Raw genomic sequence first — 18,627 nt, 5'->3', positions numbered from 1 at the left:
GTTCTCTTATCTGATTTGTGGGCCGATGAATCGGCTCTTGGCTTTAACGTTGACGTCGTTGTTGTCGGCGTCCTTGAGGATAAAGAACACCTCGTTGGTACTCGACGGCAGCTTCTCGGGGGCAATTGACAGCTCGACCGGCAGGCTGACGATATCGCCGGCCGCGACCTTGATTTCGCGTTTGCCCTGCAGCTTGAGATCCGGCAGGCCGGTGGCCTCCAGCACGTAGGTGTGGTCGTGCTGGTCCTTGTTCATGATCTTCAGGCTGTAGACGTTTTCGATCCGCCCTTCGGCGTTCTCGCGATACAGAACGCGGTCTTTGCTCACGTCGAAGCCTACCAGCGTGCGGGTAAAGAACGCAGCGGCCAGCAGACCCATCATGGTCAGCAATACCAGGGCATAGCCGATCAGGCGCGGACGCAGCTTATGGGTTTTCTGGCCTGAGAGGTTGTGCTCGGTGGTGTAGCTGATCAAGCCGCGGGGGTAGTTCATCTTGTCCATGATGCTGTCGCAGGCATCGATACAGGCCGCGCAGCCGATGCACTCGATCTGCAGGCCATCGCGGATATCAATCCCGGTCGGGCATACCTGCACGCACATGGTGCAGTCGATGCAGTCGCCCAGGCCCATGGCCTTGTAGTCGGCGTCCTTTTTGCGCGGGCCACGGACTTCACCACGGCGCGGGTCGTAGGAAACGATCAGGGTGTCTTTATCAAACATCACGCTCTGGAAGCGCGCATACGGGCACATATAGATGCACACCTGCTCGCGCAGCCAGCCGGCGTTGCCATAGGTGGCGAGGGTGAAGAAGCCGACCCAGAAATACGCCCAGCCATCAGCCTGACCAGTGAAGAAGTCGATCACCAGTTCGCGGATGGGTGAGAAGTAGCCGACAAAGGTCATGCCGGTGACAAAGCCGATCAATAGCCAGAGTGTGTGCTTGCTGAACTTGCGCACAAACTTGTTGGCGCTCATCGGTGCCTTGTCGAGCTTGATGCGCTGGTTGCGGTCGCCTTCAGTGACCTTCTCGCACCACATGAACACCCACGTCCAAACGCTTTGCGGGCAGGTGTAGCCGCACCACACGCGCCCGGCGTAAACCGTAATAAAGAACAGGCCAAAGGCCGCGACGATCAGCAGCCCCGAGAGCAGGATGAAATCCTGTGGCCAGAAGGTGGCGCCAAAAATAAAGAATTTGCGTTCGGGCAGGTTCCACCACACCGCCTGGTGACCGCCCCAGTTGAGCCATACCGTACCGAAATACAGCAGGAACAACAGCGCTCCGCCGCCAATGCGCAGATTGCGGAAAAGCCCGGTAAAGGCGCGGGTGTAGATTTTCTCCCTGGCCGCGTACAGGTCAGTGCTTTCAGCGGGTTTTTTGGCAGGTGGAGTGACGTTGTGTACAGGAATCTGATTGCTCATTAGTGCGTCCCACGGCAGTGGAAAATGCCTCGGTCAGTACGTGCCGACCGCGGTCAGAAGGTGTTGCGATAGCGTAATGATACCCCTGTGACTCTAGCTCAAGGGTGCGACCTTTGGTCGCGTTCCGGAAAATGGCAAGTTGGTATAGGAGTTGTAACAACTCATGACATGGATCAATTGACTTACACCTGCAGGTGAGTTGCGTTCTGGCCGAGTCAAAGCTCCCAAGGGTTGAGTACAGGGGCGCCGCTAAAGGCAAAGTCCCGGGTATTGCGGGTAACCACGGTCATGTCATGCACCAGTGCGGTGGCCGCGATCAGGGCGTCGCATTCATTGCTGCGGTCAGGCACATGCAGGCGGGCGCAGCGTCTGGCAACGGCGCCATCGACTGACAGCACGCGCCCGGCAAAAGCAGACATAACATGTACTTCAAGCCAGTTGCGCAAGGGGGCGGCCTGACCCGGGTCGCGGCGCTCCAGGCGCAAGATGCCAGTTTCGATTTCCAGCAGGGTAATGGCCGAGATATACAGTTTGTAAGCCGGGACGCTGCGGGCCCAGGCCACCACTGCAGGGTCGGCCTGGGTTTTGCGCAGTTCAGAAACTACGTTGGTATCGAGCAGGAACATTAGAAATCCACTGGGCGCGGCGTGATGACTGCGCGTTCGGGTTCGAATTCAACCGGCGTTGTTTCGGGCATCACCAGCAGGTCGACAATGCTGGTGTCCAGGCCGGTTAGCCGTTGGTACTCCTCCATGCATAGCAGTACATGGGCGGGGCGGCCACGGTCCGTGATGTAAACAGGCCCTTGTTGCGATGCTTTTTTGGCACCGCTTGTGTCCTGGTTGAATTCGCGGCTTGAAATGGTGGTGATGGTCATGGGCTGATCCTCCCCAAAAATACAATGTAGAAACGTTACTACCTTGTGGGTGCGTACGGCAATAGCTGCTGCAGCCCTGAAACAAAATGGCCCCGCCAACTGTCGTTGGCGGGGCCATTTTTTGCAGCGTTCAAACTAACGCGTTACTCGTCTGTCTTGGCTTCATCACCATGGGACAGGCTGTACACGTAGGCAGCCAGCAAGTGAACCTTGTCGTTCCCCTGCAGGTCAGCCTGGGCAGGCATCTGGCCCTGACGGCCGTAGCGGATGGTCTGCTGCAGTTGAGCAAAGCTCGAACCGTAGATAAACGCCCCCGGGTGAGTCAGGTTGGGTGCGCCCATCAGCGGGTTGCCCTTGCCCTCCGGCCCGTGGCAAACCGCACAGTTGGTCGCGTAGATTTCCTTGCCTTTGGCAGGGTCGGCTTTCGCACCTTCCGGCAGCTTGCGCCCGTCGAGACTGGTCAGCACGTAGGCGGCCACGTCGCTGACGCCTTGCTCACCGATCACTTCGGACCAGCCCGGCATGACCGCGTGACGGCCGGCCATAATGGTGGTCTTGATGTCGGCAGGCGTCCCGCCCCAGCGCCAGTCGGCGTCGGTCAGGTTGGGGAAGCCATAGGCGCCTTTGGCGTCGGAGCCGTGGCACACCGAACAGTTGGAGGCGAACAGGCGGCCACCCATTTTCAGTGCTTGCGGGTCCTTGGCCACTTCTTCAATGGGCATGGCGGCGAATTTGGCGAAGATCGGCCCAAACTTGGCGTCCGATTTGGCCATTTCCTTTTCCCACTCGTGTACACCGGTCCAGCCGGTCTGACCATTGGCAAACGGCGTCTGCTCTTTGGTGTCCAGGTACTGGTAGCCCGGCAGCAGGCCTTTCCAGTTACCCAGGCCCGGGTACAGCACGAGGTAGCCGAGGGCGAAAATGACGGTGCCCACAAACAGCATGAACCACCATTTCGGCATTGGGTTGTCGTACTCTTCGATGCCGTCGAACGCGTGGCCGACTTTCTCGTCGGTCTGCTCGCTGCGCTGGCCCTTGCGGGTGGCCAGCAACAACCAGGTCAGGGCGAAGATGGTACCCAGAGTGAGGACTGTAACGTACAGACTCCAGAACGTAGTCATTCTTTGTTACTCCTAGAAGCTTGCTCTTGCTCGACGTGCTTGATGGCTTCGGGATCATCCTTGAACGGCAACAGGGTCGCGTCGTCAAATTCTGACTTGCGTCGCGGGCTGAAGACCCACAATGCCAAACCGATAAAAGCCACCATCACGACGACAGTGCCCAGGCCACGAATCATCCCGATATCCATTCAGATCACCGTTTGCTTTTGATGATGGTGCCCAAGCCCTGGAGGTAAGCCACCAGTGCGTCCATTTCGGTTTTGCCCTTCACTGCATCCTTGGCCCCGGCGATGTCTTCGTCGGTGTAAGGGACGCCAAGCGTGCGCAAGACTTCCATTTTTTTCGCGGTGTCCTTGCCGTCCAGCTTGCGCTCAACGAGGAACGGGTAAGCCGGCATGATCGATTCGGGCACGACGTTGCGCGGGTTATACAAGTGCGCGCGCTGCCAGTCATCGGAGTAACGCCCGCCCACTCGGGCCAGGTCCGGGCCGGTGCGTTTGGAGCCCCACAGGAACGGGTGGTCCCACACGCTTTCACCGGCAACCGAATAGTGGCCATAGCGTTCGGTTTCGGCACGGAACGGACGGATCATCTGCGAGTGGCAGCCGACACAGCCGTTGGCGATATAAATGTCACGGCCTTCCAGTTCCAGCGCGCTACGCGGCTTCATGCCCTCGACCGGGGTGTTGGTCACGTCCTGGAAGAACAGCGGAACGATTTGGGTAAGGCCGCCGATGCTCACGGCGATAACCATGAAGAAGGCCATCAGGCCGATGTTCTTCTCGATTGTTTCGTGCTTGATCATCAGTGCGCTCCAACTACAGCGATCTTGGTCGCCGCTTCAGCTTCTACCGGGTTCGAGGCACGCACGGTGCGGAACACGTTGTAGGCCATGAACAGCATACCGCTGGCGAAAATGGCACCGCCAAGGGCGCGAACAATAAAGCCCGGGTGGCTGGCTTGCAGTGCTTCGACAAACGAGTAGGTCAGAGTGCCGTCGTCGTTGATCGCACGCCACATCAGGCCCTGGGTGATGCCGTTGACCCACATCGAGGCGATGTAGAGCACGGTACCGATAGTCGCCAGCCAGAAGTGAACGTTGATCAGGCCGGTGCTGTACATCTGCTTCTGGCCATAGACTTTGGGGATCATGTGGTACATGGCACCGATCGAAATCATCGCCACCCAGCCCAGAGCGCCGGCGTGTACGTGGCCGATGGTCCAGTCGGTGTAGTGCGACAGCGCGTTGACGGTCTTGATCGCCATCATCGGGCCTTCGAAGGTCGACATGCCGTAGAAGGCCAGGGATACCACGAGGAAGCGCAGGATCGGGTCGGTGCGCAGCTTATGCCAGGCGCCCGAGAGGGTCATCATGCCGTTGATCATGCCGCCCCAGCTGGGTGCCAGCAGGATGATCGACATCGCCATGCCCAGAGACTGGGCCCAGTCCGGCAGTGCGGTGTAGTGCAAGTGGTGCGGACCGGCCCAGATATACAGGGTGATCAGCGCCCAGAAGTGCACGATGGACAGGCGATAGGAGTAGATCGGACGTTCGGCCTGCTTGGGCACGAAGTAGTACATCATCCCCAAAAAGCCGGTAGTCAGGAAGAAACCTACCGCGTTATGGCCGTACCACCACTGAATCATGGCGTCAGTCGCACCGGCGTAAGCCGAGTAGGACTTGAAGAAGCTCACCGGCAGGGACGCGTGGTTGACGATATGCAGCATTGCCGTCACGACAATGAATGCACCGTAGAACCAGTTACCGACATAGATATGCTTGGTTTTACGCTTGGTGATGGTGCCGAAGAACACAATGCCGTAGGTCACCCAGACAATGGCCAGCAAAATAGCCAAAGGCCATTCCAGCTCGGCGTATTCTTTGGTGGTGGTGTAACCCAGTGGCAGGGTGATGATCGCGCCGACGATAACCGCTTGCCAACCCCAGAAGGTAAACGAGGCCAGCGAATCGGAGATCAGTCGTGTCTGGCAGGTTCGCTGCACGACGTAGTAGGAGGTGCCAAACAATGCACAGCCACCAAAGGCAAAGATCACAAGGTTGGTATGCAGGGGACGCAGACGGCCGAAGGTCGTCCACTCGAGGCCAAGGTTCAATTCAGGCCACACAAGCTGTGACGCGATGAAAACCCCGAGCCCCATGCCAAGGATCCCCCAGACCACCGTCATGATGGCGAACTGGCGGACTACCTTATAGTTATAAGCAGTCGGGCTGATTGCTGTGCTCATTCTAAGGTTCCACGGTTTAGGTATTTTATTAGGATAAAAATCGGTCGCAAGTATGTATAAAGCGTAGGGCTATTGCAACGAACCATGACCCCGGTCAATGCTTTCCAAGGCTTGTTCTGCGGCCTTTCCATGCGCGGAGTAAGGTCAAAGTGACCTCGCCAAAAACGCCGCATGCAGGGCAAAAGTGGAGGGGTCGAGGCGGGCGGGTTGAGGTGGGGGCAAGGCGCGGCAAACATCGTAATGCACGATAGCCGGTGCAAACCCACCATTGTGGCCCGTAACGCTGCCCTTCAACTTACCGGTTAGTTTCACTTGACGTGGCGCTGCACAGATCCGGCTCACACAAGCGTTGAGCTTAGTCCTGAATGGCGGGAGAGCAATGGCGGGGCTGAAAGAGGTGCGACACTTGGTCGCGCTTTGAGGCGGGAACTGCCGCACCAAAATGATGCGGCAGGAAATGTCCGGTAATTATTCGGCTGTTTTTTCCTCTTGATTACCGTGTGACAAGCTGAACACGTAGGCCGCCAGCAGCTGTACCTTGTCGTTGCCCAACAAATCGTTTTGCGCAGGCATGTGGCCCTGACGGCCGTGGCGAATGGTTTGTTGCAATTGCGCCAGGCTGGTGCCGTAGATAAAACCCGCTGGTTGGGTCAGGTCTGGCGCGCCCATCAGCGGCATGCCTTTACCGTTTGCCCCGTGGCAGGCCACGCAAGTGGTTTCGTAGGCTTGCTTGCCAGCCGTCAGATCGACAGTGGCGCCTTCAGGGAGGGGCAGGCCCGCCAGGTCGTGGCGTACATAGGCGGCGACGTTTTTGACTCCGTTTTCACCCAGTACTTCACCCCAGGCCGGCATTGCCGCGATGCGACCGCCCATGATGGTGGCCTTGATCGTGTCGGCGTCGCCGCCCCAGCGCCAGGTGTTGTCGGCCAGGTTAGGGAAGCCGAAAGCGCCCTTGGCATCCGAGCCGTGGCACACCGAGCAGTTGGAAGCAAACAGGCGCCCGCCCATTTTCAGTGCTGCCGGATCCTGAGCGACTTGTTCAACGGGCATGGAGGCATATTTGGCGTAGATGGGCCCAAATTTGGCGTCCGCCTTGTCCATTTCCTTTTCCCACTCATGTACACCGGTCCAGCCATTCTCATAGCCGGGCAGCAGGCCTTTCCAGTTGCCCAGGCCCGGGTACAGGATCAGGTAGCCCACGGCAAATACCAGCGTGCCGACGAACAACATGAACCACCATTGTGGCAGCGGGTTGTCGTACTCCTCGATGCCGTCAAAGCTGTGGCCCATGGTTTCGACCGTATCGCTTTTAGTCTCGCCCTTGCGCGTGCTGACCAGCAGCCAGGTCAGGCCGATCAGCGTGCCGATAGTCAGCACGCATATGTACAGACTCCAGAAGGTGGTCATGCTTTTTTACTCCTAGACGCTTGTTCTTTCTCGACGTGTTGAATCGCCTCTGGATCGTCCTTGAATGGCAGTAAGGTCGCGTCTTCAAACTCCGATTTGCGTCGCGGGCTGAACACCCACAGCGCCAGGCCTATAAACGCCACGGCCACCACCACGGTGCCCAGGCCGCGAATCATTCCACTACTCATCTCCAAGACCATGGCTCACCTCTTGCTCTTGATGGCAGTGCCCAGCACTTGCAGGTAGGCGACCAGAGCGTCCATCTCGGTCTTGCCCTGCACGGACTGCTTGGCGTTGGCGATGTCTTCGTCGGTGTAAGGCACGCCCAGGGTGCGCATCACTTCGAGTTTTTTCTCGGTATGGCTGCTGTCTACCGGCGAGGCCACCAGCCATGGGTAAGCTGGCATTTTTGATTCGGGCACGACGTTGCGCGGGTTGTACAAGTGCGCGCGGTGCCAGTCATCCGAATATCGGCCACCGACGCGGGCCAAGTCCGGCCCGGTGCGCTTGGAACCCCACAGGAAGGGGTGATCCCACACGCTCTCACCGGCTACCGAGTAGTGACCATAACGCTCGGTCTCGGCACGGAACGGACGGATCATCTGCGAGTGGCACTGCACGCAGCCTTCACGGATGTAGATGTCGCGACCTTCCAGTTGCAGTGCGGTGTAAGGCTTCATGCCCTCCACCGGGGTGTTGGTCACGTCTTCAAAGAACAGCGGGACGATTTGCGTCAGGCCGCCCACGCTTACGCACAGGATCATCAGCAACAGCATCAGGCCGATATTTTTTTCAACGACTTCGTGTTTCATTGCCAACTCCTCAGGCCATCTGCGCGGCGGCTACGACTTCAGCGGGCTCGGCGTTACGCACGGTGCGCCAAGTGTTGTAAGCCATCAGCAACATGCCGCTGAAGAAGATTGCACCACCGACCAGTCGCACGACATAACCTGGATGGCTGGCCACCAGAGTTTCGACGAAGGAGTAAGTCAGCGTGCCGTCTTCGTTGACTGCGCGCCACATCAGGCCCTGGGCAATGCCGTTGACCCACATCGAGGCGATGTAGAGCACGGTGCCGATGGTGGCCAGCCAGAAGTGCGCGTTGATCAGGCCCAGGCTGTACATCTGCGGGCGGCCGAAGATTTTCGGGATCATGTGGTACAGCGCGCCGATCGAAATCATCGCCACCCAGCCCAGGGCACCGGCGTGTACGTGGCCGATGGTCCAGTCGGTGTAGTGGGAGAGGGCGTTGACGGTCTTGATTGCCATCATCGGGCCTTCGAAGGTCGACATGCCGTAGAAGGCCAAGGACACCACGAGGAAGCGCAGGATCGGATCGCTGCGCAGCTTATGCCAGGCGCCCGAGAGGGTCATCATGCCGTTGATCATGCCGCCCCAGCTAGGTGCCAGCAGAATCAGCGACATCACCATGCCCAGCGACTGCGCCCAGTCCGGCAGCGCGGTGTAGTGCAGGTGGTGGGGGCCCGCCCAGATGTACAGGGTGATCAATGCCCAGAAGTGCACGATGGACAGGCGATAGGAGTAGATCGGACGTTCGGCCTGTTTAGGCACGAAGTAGTACATCATCCCCAAGAAGCCAGCTGTCAGGAAAAAGCCCACAGCGTTATGCCCGTACCACCACTGCACCATGGCGTCAGTGGCGCCACCGTAGAGCGAGTAGGACTTGGTGAAACTGACCGGAATTTCCAGGTTATTGACGATGTGCAAAATCGCCACGGTCACGATAAACGCGCCGAAGAACCAGTTGCCCACGTAAATATGCTTGGTCTTGCGCTTCATGATCGTGCCGAAGAACACGATGGCGTAGGCCACCCAGACAATGGTGATCAAAATGTCGATCGGCCATTCCAGCTCGGCGTATTCCTTGGAGCTGGTGTAACCCAGCGGCAGGCTGATGGCCGCCAGGACGATGACCAGCTGCCAGCCCCAGAAGGTAAACGCCGCGATTTTCGGCGAAAACAGGGTGGCCTGGCAGGTGCGTTGCACCGAGTAGAATGAGGCCGCGAACAGCGCGCAGCCGCCGAAGGCGAAAATCACCGCGTTGGTGTGCAATGGGCGCAGGCGCCCGAAACTGGTCCAAGGCAAATTGAAGTTAAGTTCTGGCCAAACCAACTGCGCGGCGAGAAAAACGCCGAGCCCCATACCGACGATGCCCCAAACCACCGTCATAATGGCAAATTGGCGGACCACCTTGTAGTTATAGGCGGTACTTGTAGAAGTGTTCATGGTTCCCCATCCACGGTTCAGGCGCGTCAAACGCACGCCTGGAGTTATAGGCAGACTAAAAGCGAGGCAAGCATGGTCGTAGCGGGCAAGGCCGGTATTGACGGGGATCAATGGGCGCAGTGCGTGCAGGACAGGGGCTGGCTGTGGAATGGCGCGTCAGCGGGTTCAACCGCGACCCTTATCCTGGCCCACGGCGCGGGTGCGCCGATGGACAGCAGCTGGATGAACGGCATGGCTGCACGCCTTGCTGCACGCGGGGTGAGCGTGTTGCGCTTCGAGTTCCCGTATATGGCGCAGCGCCGTCTCGATAATGGCAAAAGGCCTCCTAATCAGCAGGCGAAACTGCTCGAAAGCTGGCGTGAAGTTTTTACCGAGGTGCGACGGCATGTCGCTGGGCCATTAGCCATTGGCGGCAAGTCAATGGGTGGGCGTATGGCCAGTCTGCTGGCCGATGAGCTGCAAGTGGACGCGCTGGTGTGCCTGGGTTATCCGTTCTATGCCGCAGGCAAGCCGGAAAAACCCCGGGTGGCGCACCTGGCTGAATTGGCAACGCCGACGTTGATCGTACAAGGCGAGCGCGATGCCTTGGGCAACCGCGAAGCGGTAGAGGCCTACACGCTGGCGCCGGGCATTGAAGTGTCGTGGCTGCTATCGGGGGATCACGACCTTAAGCCGTTGAAGGCCTCCGGGTTTACCCATGAGCAGCATCTGGATGCGGCGGCGGACCGGATTGCGCGGTGGTTGCAGCAACCTTGAACAATTTGTGGGAGCGAGCCTGCTCGCGATTGGATCGCTCCCACAAGGCTTAGCGGTTAAACCGCTCTACCAGTGAATACTGGGTGTTGACGGTCTGGGTCAGTTCTTCGCTGAGCAGCGCCGAATGCTGCGCCTGCTCTGAGGTCTGGTCAGCCAGGTCGGCAATGGTGCTGATATTGCGGCTGATTTCTTCAGCCACGGCGCTTTGCTCTTCGGTCGCTGCCGCGATCTGGGTGGTCATGTCGGTGATATTGGCCACCGCTTCGCTGATGCCCACCAGTGCCTGATCTGCTTCCAGTACCCGCGCTACGCCTTCTTCCGCCTGACGATGGCCAGCGTCCATGGTTTGCACCGCGGTGGCTGCTGTCTGCTGCAGCTTGGCGATCAGGCTGTGAATCTGCCCGGTCGAAGCGCTGGTGCGTTGCGCCAGCTGGCGCACTTCGTCAGCCACCACGGCGAAGCCCCGGCCCATTTCTCCAGCCCGTGCCGCTTCGATGGCGGCGTTCAGGGCCAGCAGGTTGGTCTGGTCGGCAATGCCCTTGATCACATCGACCACGCCGCCGATCTCGTCACTGTCCTTGGCCAGTTGCGTTACCGTGGCCCCGGTTTCACCCACCACAACCGACAGGCGCTGGATCGCTTCGCGGGTTTCGCCGGCAATATCGCGACCGCGGCTGGTCAGACGGTTGGCTTCCTGGGTCGCGTCGGCAGTGCGCTGCACATGGCTGGCCACTTCCTGGGTGGTGGCAGCCATCTGGTTGACGGCGGTGGCCACTTGCTCGGTCTCGACGCGCTGGCGCTCCAGTCCGGTCGAGCTTTTGTGCGCCAGAATGTCGGACTGACGGGCCTGGCCGCTGAGGTGTTCGGCGGTATCCTGCAGGCGTGTCAGGCAGGTCTTCAGGCGCGCTTCCTGGCTCAGGATGGACATTTCCAGACGCGCTTGCGGGCCACGGCTGTCGGTGTACATCTGGGCAATCAACGGGTCGGAGGTGGTCTGCTCGGCCAGACGCAGCAGGCGTTTTACCCCGCGCTGTTGCCAGCTCAGGCCCAGCAGCCCCAACGGTATCGACAGCAGGGCTGCCAGGGCAAAACCCCAGCTCGAATTGAGCATGGCGCCAATCATGAAGCTCAATTGGCTGACCAGGATAAAGGGCAGCCAGTCCTGCAGCACCGGCAGCCACTTGTCGCGCTGAGGCACCGCGGATTTGCCGCGGTTGAGGCGTGTGTACAGGGCTTCGGCGCGGCGGATCTGTTCGGCCGTTGGCTTGACCCGCACCGACTCGTAACCCACGACCTGCTCATTCTCGAAAACCGGCGTTACATAGGCGTTAACCCAGTAATGGTCGCCGTTTTTGCAGCGGTTTTTGACGATGCCCATCCACGGCGAACCCTTTTTCAGGGTGCTCCACATATGCTCGAAGACTGCTGAGGGCACGTCCGGGTGGCGCACCAGATTGTGCGGCGCGCGTATCAGCTCCTCACGCGAAAACCCGCTGATTTCCCTGAACGCATCGTTGCAGTAGGTGATCACGCCTTTGGCATCGGTCGTGGAAATCAACCGTTGTTGCGCGGGGAATGTGCGTTCGCGTTGAGTGATGGGCTGGTTGTTACGCATGTCGTTTCAATCCGCAAGACTTTGACAGGCTGTCGGCATGCTCAAGGAATTGTTTAATTTATATTTCAGGCCCCTGGCCTTCAGGGGGCGAGCATCGGGTAGGTAAAAAACAGGAAATGCAGCACATTGAGGCCAAAGTGGGTGGCGATCGCCGCACCCAGCCCGCCAAAGCGGTAGGCCAGGCCGTAACCGACACCGGCCAGCCCGGCCAGTAGCATCCATTGCCAGCCGGCGGGTGCATGGGCCAGGCCAAACAGTATCGAGGCCAGCACCAGCGCAATGCTCTGCCCATGGGGCAGCAACTTGAACTTGCGGCTCAGTCCGCCCTGGATGTAACCGCGAAACAGCGCTTCTTCAACCAGGGTGACCAGCAGTAGATTATTCAGCAGCCAGAGGGTGCTCTGATGAGGCCATTTCGGTGCCCAGGCAATCATGCCCAACAGCATTGCTCCGCCCAGCGCTGCAATGGCGGCCAGGGCCAGACCCATTGCAGTGGCCCCCAGGGATACCCGCCAGGCAAAGCGCGGTGCTATCCAGGGGCATACCAGCAGCAGCCAGAAGCCAATCAGCGGTTTGTCCAGGTTGAAGTACATCGAGAAGGGCACGGCATCAGGGGTCAGTCGCGTGGGGGTGATGGCGCGACCGTTATGGAAACCTGGCAGCCAGTGCAAGGCCAGCGCCAGCGCCAGCAGCACAAACAAGGCATGCCCGGCATAGCGCAGCAAATGGCTTTTGTTCTGCACAACGGCAAATCCGCTGACAGTCAACAAGGCTAGCGCGATGAGGGTTTGAGCGCCTAATTGCCCGTAGCTGAGGGCAAGGCCGTAGCCCAGGGTCAGTAGTGCCAGATAAGGCCAGGGCAAAGCAATCATGTGAATCCTTGCAATCGTTAAAAAACACCCCGGATCCAGTCCGGGGTGCGCAAGTATAACGATTCGTGGCCCTGTGGGAGCGGGCTCGCTCGCGATGGCATCACCTCGGCCTGGCTGACAGACCGTGTAGTCCGAATCGCGAGCAAGCCCGCTCCCACAAGGTTGAGGTGCGTCTATGAAGCAATCAGCTGACGCAGCACATAGTGCAAAATCCCTCCGGCCTTGAAGTATTCCACCTCGTTAAGGGTATCGATCCTGCAGAGCACTTCGACTTTTTCCTGGCTGCCGTCCTCGCGGGTGATCACCAGGGTCAGGTTCATTCGCGGTTGCAGTTCGGTACCGGTCAACCCGAGGATATCCAGGGTTTCCTTGCCTGTAATGTTCAGGCTTTTGCGGTTCTGATCGAGCTTGAACTGCAAGGGCAGCACGCCCATGCCCACCAGGTTGGAGCGGTGGATGCGCTCGAAACTCTCGGCAATCACCGCCTTGACCCCCAACAGGTTGGTGCCCTTGGCCGCCCAGTCGCGGCTTGAGCCAGTACCGTATTCCTGGCCGGCTATCACCACCAGCGGAGTGCCTGAGGCCTGGTAACGCATGGCCGCGTCAAAGATCGGCAGTTTTTCACCGGTGGGGATGTAGATCGTATTGCCGCCTTCTTCGCCGCCGAGCATTTCGTTGCGAATGCGAATATTGGCGAAGGTACCGCGCATCATCACTTCATGGTTGCCACGCCGCGAGCCGTAAGAGTTGAAGTCCCGTGGTTCTACGCCCTTGTCGCGCAAGTAGCGCCCGGCGGGGCTGTCAGCCTTGATATTGCCGGCCGGGGAAATATGGTCGGTGGTGACCGAGTCGCCCAGCAACGCAAGGATGTTTGCGCCTTTGACGTCGGCAATCACCGGTAGTGGCCCGCTGATTTCGTCGAAGAACGGCGGATGCTGGATGTAGGTCGAGTCCTCTTGCCAGACATAAGTTGCGGCTTGCGGCACTTCGATGGCTTGCCACTGTTCGTCGCCGGCAAACACCTCGGCGTATTCCTTGTGGAACATGCCTGTGGTCACCTGGGCCACGGCGTCGGCGATTTCTTTCTGGCTGGGCCAGATATCGCGCAGGTACACCGGTTTGCCGTCTTTTCCGGTCCCTAGCGGTTCACGGCTGATATCAATGCGTACTGTGCCCGCAAGGGCATAGGCCACCACCAGGGGTGGTGAGGCCAGCCAGTTGGTTTTCACCAGCGGATGCACGCGCCCCTCAAAGTTGCGGTTGCCAGACAGCACTGAAGCCACGGTCAGGTCGGACTGGGTAATGGCCTTTTCTATGGGTTCGGGCAAGGGGCCAGAGTTGCCGATACAGGTGGTGCAGCCGTAGCCCACCAGGGCAAAGCCCAACTGGTCGAGGTACGGGGTCAGGCCGGCGGCCGCGTAATAATCGGTGACTACCTTGGAGCCCGGTGCCAGCGACGTCTTGACCCACGGTTGGCGTGTCAGGCCTTTTTCGACGGCTTTTTTGGCCACCAGGCCTGCGGCCATCATCACACTGGGGTTCGAGGTGTTGGTGCAGGAAGTAATGGCGGCAATCACCACAGCGCCGTTTTTCAGGCGATAGGTATGGCCTTCGTAACTGTAGTCCGCTTCACCGATCAAGTCGGCATTGCCCACGGCAACACCGCCGCCACCTTCGCTTTCAAGGCGGCCTTCTTCTTTTTTAGTGGCCGGCTTGAATTGCAGGCTGAGAAAGTCGTCGAAAGCTTGCCCGACATCGGGCAGTGCAACCCGGTCTTGCGGTCGTTTTGGCCCGGCCAGGCTGGCTTCGACGGTGCCCATGTCCAGGGCCAGGGTTTCGCTGAAAACCGGCTCCTGGCCTGCGACCCGCCATAGCCCTTGGGCCTTGCAGTAAGCCTCGACCAGTTTGACTGTGGCCTCTGGGCGGCCTGAAAGACGCAGGTAATCCAGGGTGATCTCATCCACCGGGAAAAACCCGCAGGTGGCGCCGTATTCCGGGGCCATATTGGCAAGCGTGGCACGGTCGGCCAGCGGCAGATCCGCCAGGCCATCGCCATAGAATTCTACGAACTTGCCGACCACACCCTTGCTGCGCAGCATTTGCGTCACGGTCAGCACCAGGTCGGTGGCGGTGATGCCTTCTTTGAGCTTGCCGCTGAGCTTGAAGCCCACGACTTCGGGGATCAGCATCGACACGGGCTGGCCCAGCATGGCCGCTTCGGCTTCAATGCCGCCCACGCCCCAGCCCAGCACACCCAGGCCATTGATCATGGTGGTATGGGAGTCGGTGCCTACCAGGGTGTCGGGGAAGGCGTAGGTGCGGCCGTCTTCATCCTTGGTCCAGACCGTGCGGCCCAGGTATTCCAGGTTCACCTGATGGCAAATCCCGGTACCGGGTGGGACCACGCTGAAATTGTCGAAGGCATTTTGACCCCAGCGTAAAAACGCATAGCGTTCGCCGTTGCGCTCCATCTCTATATCGACGTTTTGCTCGAAGGCGCTGGCGCTGGCAAACCGGTCGACCATCACCGAGTGGTCAATTACCAGGTCCACGGGGGACAGCGGGTTGATACGTTGCGGATCACCCCCGGCTTTGGCCATGGCGGCGCGCATGGCGGCCAGGTCGACCACTGCCGGTACGCCGGTGAAGTCCTGCATCAGCACCCGCGCAGGGCGGTACTGGATTTCCCGGTCGCTGCGCCGTGCCTTGAGCCAGGCGGCCAGAGCTTTGAGGTCGGGCTCGGTGACGGTTTTACCGTCTTCCCAGCGCAGCAGGTTTTCCAGCAGCACTTTGAGTGACATGGGTAGCCTGCTCAAATCGCCGAGTGATTTGGCGGCGAGGGCAAGGCTGAAATAGTGATAAGTCTTATCGTCGACTTTTAGTGTGGCTAGGGTGTTCAGGCTATCGAGGGAGGACATGAAATGACTCCTTTAGACGGATCACGTGGCACAAGCAGAGCTTCTAACCTAGCTCTGATTAGGGGCTGTGGCTAATAACTGGACTGTCTATGCGGGTTCAAGGTTCCGAACTCGGCTATCATGCCGACCTTTTCGTGACAGTCCTTGCGCCAAATCAAGGATGCGCAGCCGGGCAATTCCTGCCCGCTGCCCAGGAGTAATTCAATGAACACCGTTTTTATGCACTGCCGGCCCGGGTTTGAAGGCGAAGTCTGCTCGGAAATCGCCGAGCACGCCGCCCGCCTTAATGTGGCTGGCTACGCCAAGGCCAAGCCTGGCACTGCCTGTGCCGAGTTTGTGTGCACTGAAGAGGGCGGCGCTGAACGGCTGATGAACAGCTTGCGTTTTGCCGAACTGATTTTCCCGCGTCAATGGGCTCGTGGCGGCTTTGTCGAGCTGCCGGAGACCGACCGGATCAGCGTGATCCTCGAACACATGGCCGACTTCCCGGTGTGTGGCAGCCTGTGGCTGGAAATCGTCGACACCAATGACGGCAAGGAACTGTCCAACTTCTGCAAAAAGTTCGACGGTCATCTGCGCAAAGCGCTGATCAAGGCCGGCAAACTGACTGAAGAAGAGGACGGGAGCAAACCGCGCCTGCTGCTGACGTTTAAAAGTGGTCGTGAAGTGTTTCTTGGCCTGGCCCCGGCCAACAACTCGGCCATGTGGCCCATGGGCATCCCGCGCCTGAAATTCCCCCGCGAAGCGCCTAGCCGTTCAACCCTCAAGCTTGAAGAGGCCTGGCACCATTTTATCCCCCGCGACCAGTGGGACGAGCGCCTGCACAGCGACATGACCGGTGTTGACCTTGGCGCTGCGCCGGGTGGCTGGACCTGGCAACTGGTCAACCGTGGCATGATCGTGACTGCCATCGACAATGGCCCTATGGCTGAAAGCCTGATGGATACCGGTCTGGTGCAGCACTTGATGGCCGATGGCTTTACCTTCAAGCCCAAGCAGCCGGTGGACTGGATGGTCTGCGATATTGTGGAGAAACCGGCGCGCAATGCGGCCATGCTCGAAGAGTGGATTGGTGAAGGTCATTGCCGTGAAGCGGTAGTCAACTTGAAGCTGCCGATGAAACAGCGTTACGCCGAAGTACGCCGTTTGCTCGACCGTATTGCAGACGGTTTCAAGGCACGCGGCATTCAGGTTGAAATCGGCTGCAAGCAGCTGTACCACGACCGTGAAGAAGTGACCTGCCATTTGCGTCGACTGGACGTTAAAAAAACCAAATCTCGCTGATCGGGGAGTAAGTGATGAGTTTTACCGACCTGCCGGTTGACGGCACCCTGGACGCTACCGGCCTGAACTGCCCGGAGCCGGTGATGATGCTGCACCAATATATTCGCGACCTGGCGCCGGGTGGCTTGTTGAAAGTCATTGCGACGGATCCTTCGACCCGCCGCGACATTCCCAAGTTCTGCGTGTTTCTGGACCATGAGCTGGTGGGCCAGCAGGAAGAGGCGGGCACGTACCTGTACTGGATCCGCAAGAAGCAGGATTGACGGCGCCCATAGCAATTGCGCCGGTCTTGTGGGAGCGGGCTTGCTCGCGATGCAGGCGCCACGGTCTGTCAGGCAAACCACGCTGATGCCATCGCGGGCAAGCCCGCTGCCACCGCATTTATGTGCGGCGGCGGATATGTTTTTTCGCACTGCGCGCCAACCGCACACCCAGCATCAGTGCCGCGCAGGTCAGGCCAACGATCAAGCCCTGCCATAGCCCGCTCGGGCCATTGGCCGGGCCGAACCAGTCGGTCAGCCCCAGGGCGTAGCCCACCGGCAAACCAATCCCCCAGTAGGCAAACAGGGTCAGGATCATCGTCACTCGTGTGTCCTGATAACCGCGCAGGGCACCGGCAGCGGTGACCTGGATCACGTCCGAAAACTGATACAGCGCAGCAAACATCAACAGCATGGTCGCCACCTCGATCACCATGGGATCGGCGGTGTAGACGGTGGCAATCTGCTCACGCAACAACAGAATCAGACTGGCGGAAATCGCTGCCCAGACCAGTGCGGTGCCCATGCCCACGCCCGCTACAAAGCGTGCCTCGCGCGGTTGCTGGCGGCCCAGGGCCTGACCCACGCGCACGGTAATCGCCATACCCAGTGAGTATGGAATCATAAAGACCAGCGAACTGAAGTTCAGGGCGATTTGATGGCCCGCCACCACCGTGGCCCCAAACTGCCGATCAACAGCGCAATCACCGCAAAAATGCTTGATTCGGCAAAGACCGCGATGCCAATCGGCAAGCCCACACTGAGCAAACGCTTGAGGATCGCCCATTTTGGCCATTCAAAATGGCTGTAGACCTTACTCGACTGGTAGATGGCCCCTCTGAACGTCCAGACCACCATGCCCAGAGCCATAAACCACATCACAATGGCCGTGGCCCAGCCGCAGCCCACGCCGCCCATGGCCGGGACGCCAAAGTGGCCATAGATGAAGATGTAGTTGATCGGGATATTCAGTGCCAGGGCACTGAGCCCCAGGATCATGCTTGGCCGGGTTTTTCCCAGGCCATCGCTGAAATTACGCAACACGCAATACAGCCCCACGGCGGGCATGCCGCTGGCGATCCCGTGCAGGTAACCCATGCTGGGGGTGATCAGTTCAGGGTCGACCTTCATCAGATGCAATAGCGGCTCGGCCGCGATCAGGATCAACGCTGCGCACAGGCCGGTAATCAGTGCCAGCCACAGTGCCTGGCGTACGATGGGGCCGATTTCGCCGTGTGCATTGGCGCCAAACCGCTGGGCGACCTTGGGCGTGGTCGCCAGCAGAATGCCGGACATCAACAAAAACACCGGAACCCAGATCGAGTTGCCCAGTGCCACGGCGGCCAGATCCCGAGGGCCGACGCGCCCGGCCATCACGGCATCGACAAAACCCATGGCCGTGGTTGCGATCTGCGAAATGATGATGGGAAATGCCAGCGCCAACAGCGCGCGCACCTCGGTGCGTACCCGGGCCGGGCGGCTGACAGGGAGGGAAGAGGGGGGGTGAGTCACAGAGTTCACTGGCTTGTATCCACAGGGTTAAACGCGCAAAGCCGGGGATTGTACGCCTGACCATGTGGTCAGTTAATAGCGAGTTGTAG

Annotated in this window: 17 protein-coding genes and 1 pseudogene; 3 read left to right on the top strand and 15 right to left on the bottom strand. The window is 59.4% G+C overall.

Annotation, left to right across the window (positions count from 1 at the left end; genetic code table 11):
* Positions 1–6 precede the first annotated feature (6 nt).
* The 11 genes from ccoG to ccoN (HBN79_RS09605) form a co-directional block, all read right to left on the bottom strand.
* Positions 7–1,422, bottom strand: coding sequence for a cytochrome c oxidase accessory protein CcoG (ccoG, locus tag HBN79_RS09655; RefSeq protein WP_095002758.1), 1,416 nt, complete (start codon positions 1,420–1,422; stop codon positions 7–9).
* 215 nt (positions 1,423–1,637) lie between these two features.
* Entirely contained in the window at positions 1,638–2,048 is a 411-nt protein-coding gene (locus HBN79_RS09650) for a type II toxin-antitoxin system VapC family toxin (RefSeq protein WP_095024090.1), read from the bottom strand.
* Entirely contained in the window at positions 2,048–2,299 is a 252-nt protein-coding gene (locus HBN79_RS09645; RefSeq protein ID WP_095002756.1) for a type II toxin-antitoxin system Phd/YefM family antitoxin, read from the bottom strand. Before HBN79_RS09645 ends, HBN79_RS09650 begins: the two co-directional genes overlap by 1 nt.
* A gap of 143 nt (positions 2,300–2,442) precedes the next feature.
* A complete protein-coding gene (gene ccoP, locus HBN79_RS09640) occupies positions 2,443–3,420 on the bottom strand; it encodes a cytochrome-c oxidase, cbb3-type subunit III (RefSeq protein ID WP_095002755.1) in 978 nt (325 codons plus the stop codon).
* Complete coding sequence (locus HBN79_RS09635; protein ID WP_003447209.1) at positions 3,417–3,608, bottom strand: CcoQ/FixQ family Cbb3-type cytochrome c oxidase assembly chaperone; 192 nt, start codon at positions 3,606–3,608, stop codon at positions 3,417–3,419. The genes ccoP (HBN79_RS09640) and HBN79_RS09635 overlap by 4 nt, the downstream gene beginning before the upstream one ends.
* A 5-nt stretch (positions 3,609–3,613) precedes the next feature.
* Positions 3,614–4,225, bottom strand: a complete 612-nt coding sequence (gene ccoO, locus HBN79_RS09630; protein WP_016780305.1) for a cytochrome-c oxidase, cbb3-type subunit II — start codon at positions 4,223–4,225, stop codon at positions 3,614–3,616.
* Entirely contained in the window at positions 4,225–5,667 is a 1,443-nt protein-coding gene (gene ccoN, locus HBN79_RS09625; RefSeq protein WP_095002754.1) for a cytochrome-c oxidase, cbb3-type subunit I, read from the bottom strand. The genes ccoO (HBN79_RS09630) and ccoN (HBN79_RS09625) overlap by 1 nt, the downstream gene beginning before the upstream one ends.
* Before the next feature lie 468 nt (positions 5,668–6,135).
* Positions 6,136–7,074: a cytochrome-c oxidase, cbb3-type subunit III gene (gene ccoP / locus HBN79_RS09620; RefSeq protein ID WP_095018988.1), complete on the bottom strand. Its 939-nt coding sequence runs from the start codon at positions 7,072–7,074 to the stop codon at positions 6,136–6,138.
* Positions 7,071–7,262, bottom strand: coding sequence for a cbb3-type cytochrome c oxidase subunit 3 (locus tag HBN79_RS09615; RefSeq protein WP_095002822.1), 192 nt, complete (start codon positions 7,260–7,262; stop codon positions 7,071–7,073). The genes ccoP (HBN79_RS09620) and HBN79_RS09615 overlap by 4 nt, the downstream gene beginning before the upstream one ends.
* 15 nt (positions 7,263–7,277) lie before the next feature.
* Positions 7,278–7,886 carry a cytochrome-c oxidase, cbb3-type subunit II gene (gene ccoO / locus HBN79_RS09610; RefSeq protein ID WP_095002752.1) on the bottom strand — a complete coding sequence of 203 codons (609 nt, stop codon included), beginning with the start codon at positions 7,884–7,886 and terminating at the stop codon, positions 7,278–7,280.
* A gap of 10 nt (positions 7,887–7,896) precedes the next feature.
* Positions 7,897–9,321, bottom strand: a complete 1,425-nt coding sequence (ccoN, locus tag HBN79_RS09605) for a cytochrome-c oxidase, cbb3-type subunit I (RefSeq protein ID WP_019826669.1) — start codon at positions 9,319–9,321, stop codon at positions 7,897–7,899.
* Positions 9,322–9,393: 72 nt separating this feature from the next.
* Between ccoN (HBN79_RS09605) and HBN79_RS09600 the strand changes: the two genes are divergently transcribed.
* A complete protein-coding gene (locus HBN79_RS09600; RefSeq protein ID WP_095024089.1) occupies positions 9,394–10,077 on the top strand; it encodes an alpha/beta fold hydrolase in 684 nt (227 codons plus the stop codon).
* 49 nt (positions 10,078–10,126) lie between these two features.
* On the opposite strand, the gene HBN79_RS09595 is transcribed toward HBN79_RS09600, so the two are convergent.
* From HBN79_RS09595 to acnA, 3 genes are all read right to left on the bottom strand, one after another.
* A complete protein-coding gene (locus HBN79_RS09595) occupies positions 10,127–11,692 on the bottom strand; it encodes a PAS domain-containing methyl-accepting chemotaxis protein (protein ID WP_095002750.1) in 1,566 nt (521 codons plus the stop codon).
* Positions 11,693–11,772: 80 nt separating this feature from the next.
* A complete protein-coding gene (locus HBN79_RS09590; RefSeq protein WP_095018986.1) occupies positions 11,773–12,564 on the bottom strand; it encodes a CPBP family intramembrane glutamic endopeptidase in 792 nt (263 codons plus the stop codon).
* A 173-nt stretch (positions 12,565–12,737) separates the two neighbouring features.
* Positions 12,738–15,482, bottom strand: coding sequence for an aconitate hydratase AcnA (gene acnA / locus HBN79_RS09585; RefSeq protein ID WP_095020214.1), 2,745 nt, complete (start codon positions 15,480–15,482; stop codon positions 12,738–12,740).
* Between the two features lie 204 nt (positions 15,483–15,686).
* Between acnA and rlmM the strand changes: the two genes are divergently transcribed.
* A complete protein-coding gene (gene rlmM, locus HBN79_RS09580; RefSeq protein WP_095018984.1) occupies positions 15,687–16,766 on the top strand; it encodes a 23S rRNA (cytidine(2498)-2'-O)-methyltransferase RlmM in 1,080 nt (359 codons plus the stop codon).
* A 14-nt stretch (positions 16,767–16,780) separates the two neighbouring features.
* Positions 16,781–17,029, top strand: coding sequence for a sulfurtransferase TusA (gene tusA, locus HBN79_RS09575; RefSeq protein WP_095002746.1), 249 nt, complete (start codon positions 16,781–16,783; stop codon positions 17,027–17,029).
* A 118-nt stretch (positions 17,030–17,147) separates the two neighbouring features.
* Here tusA and HBN79_RS09570 read toward each other — a convergent pair.
* Positions 17,148–18,547, bottom strand: a pseudogene (locus tag HBN79_RS09570) (MATE family efflux transporter).
* Positions 18,548–18,627 lie beyond the last annotated feature (80 nt).

Origin of the sequence: Pseudomonas sp. WS 5051, assembly GCF_012985715.1 — a bacterium.
Lineage (GTDB): Bacteria > Pseudomonadota > Gammaproteobacteria > Pseudomonadales > Pseudomonadaceae > Aquipseudomonas > Aquipseudomonas bubulae.
This window is presented reverse-complemented; position numbering and strand designations above follow the sequence as displayed.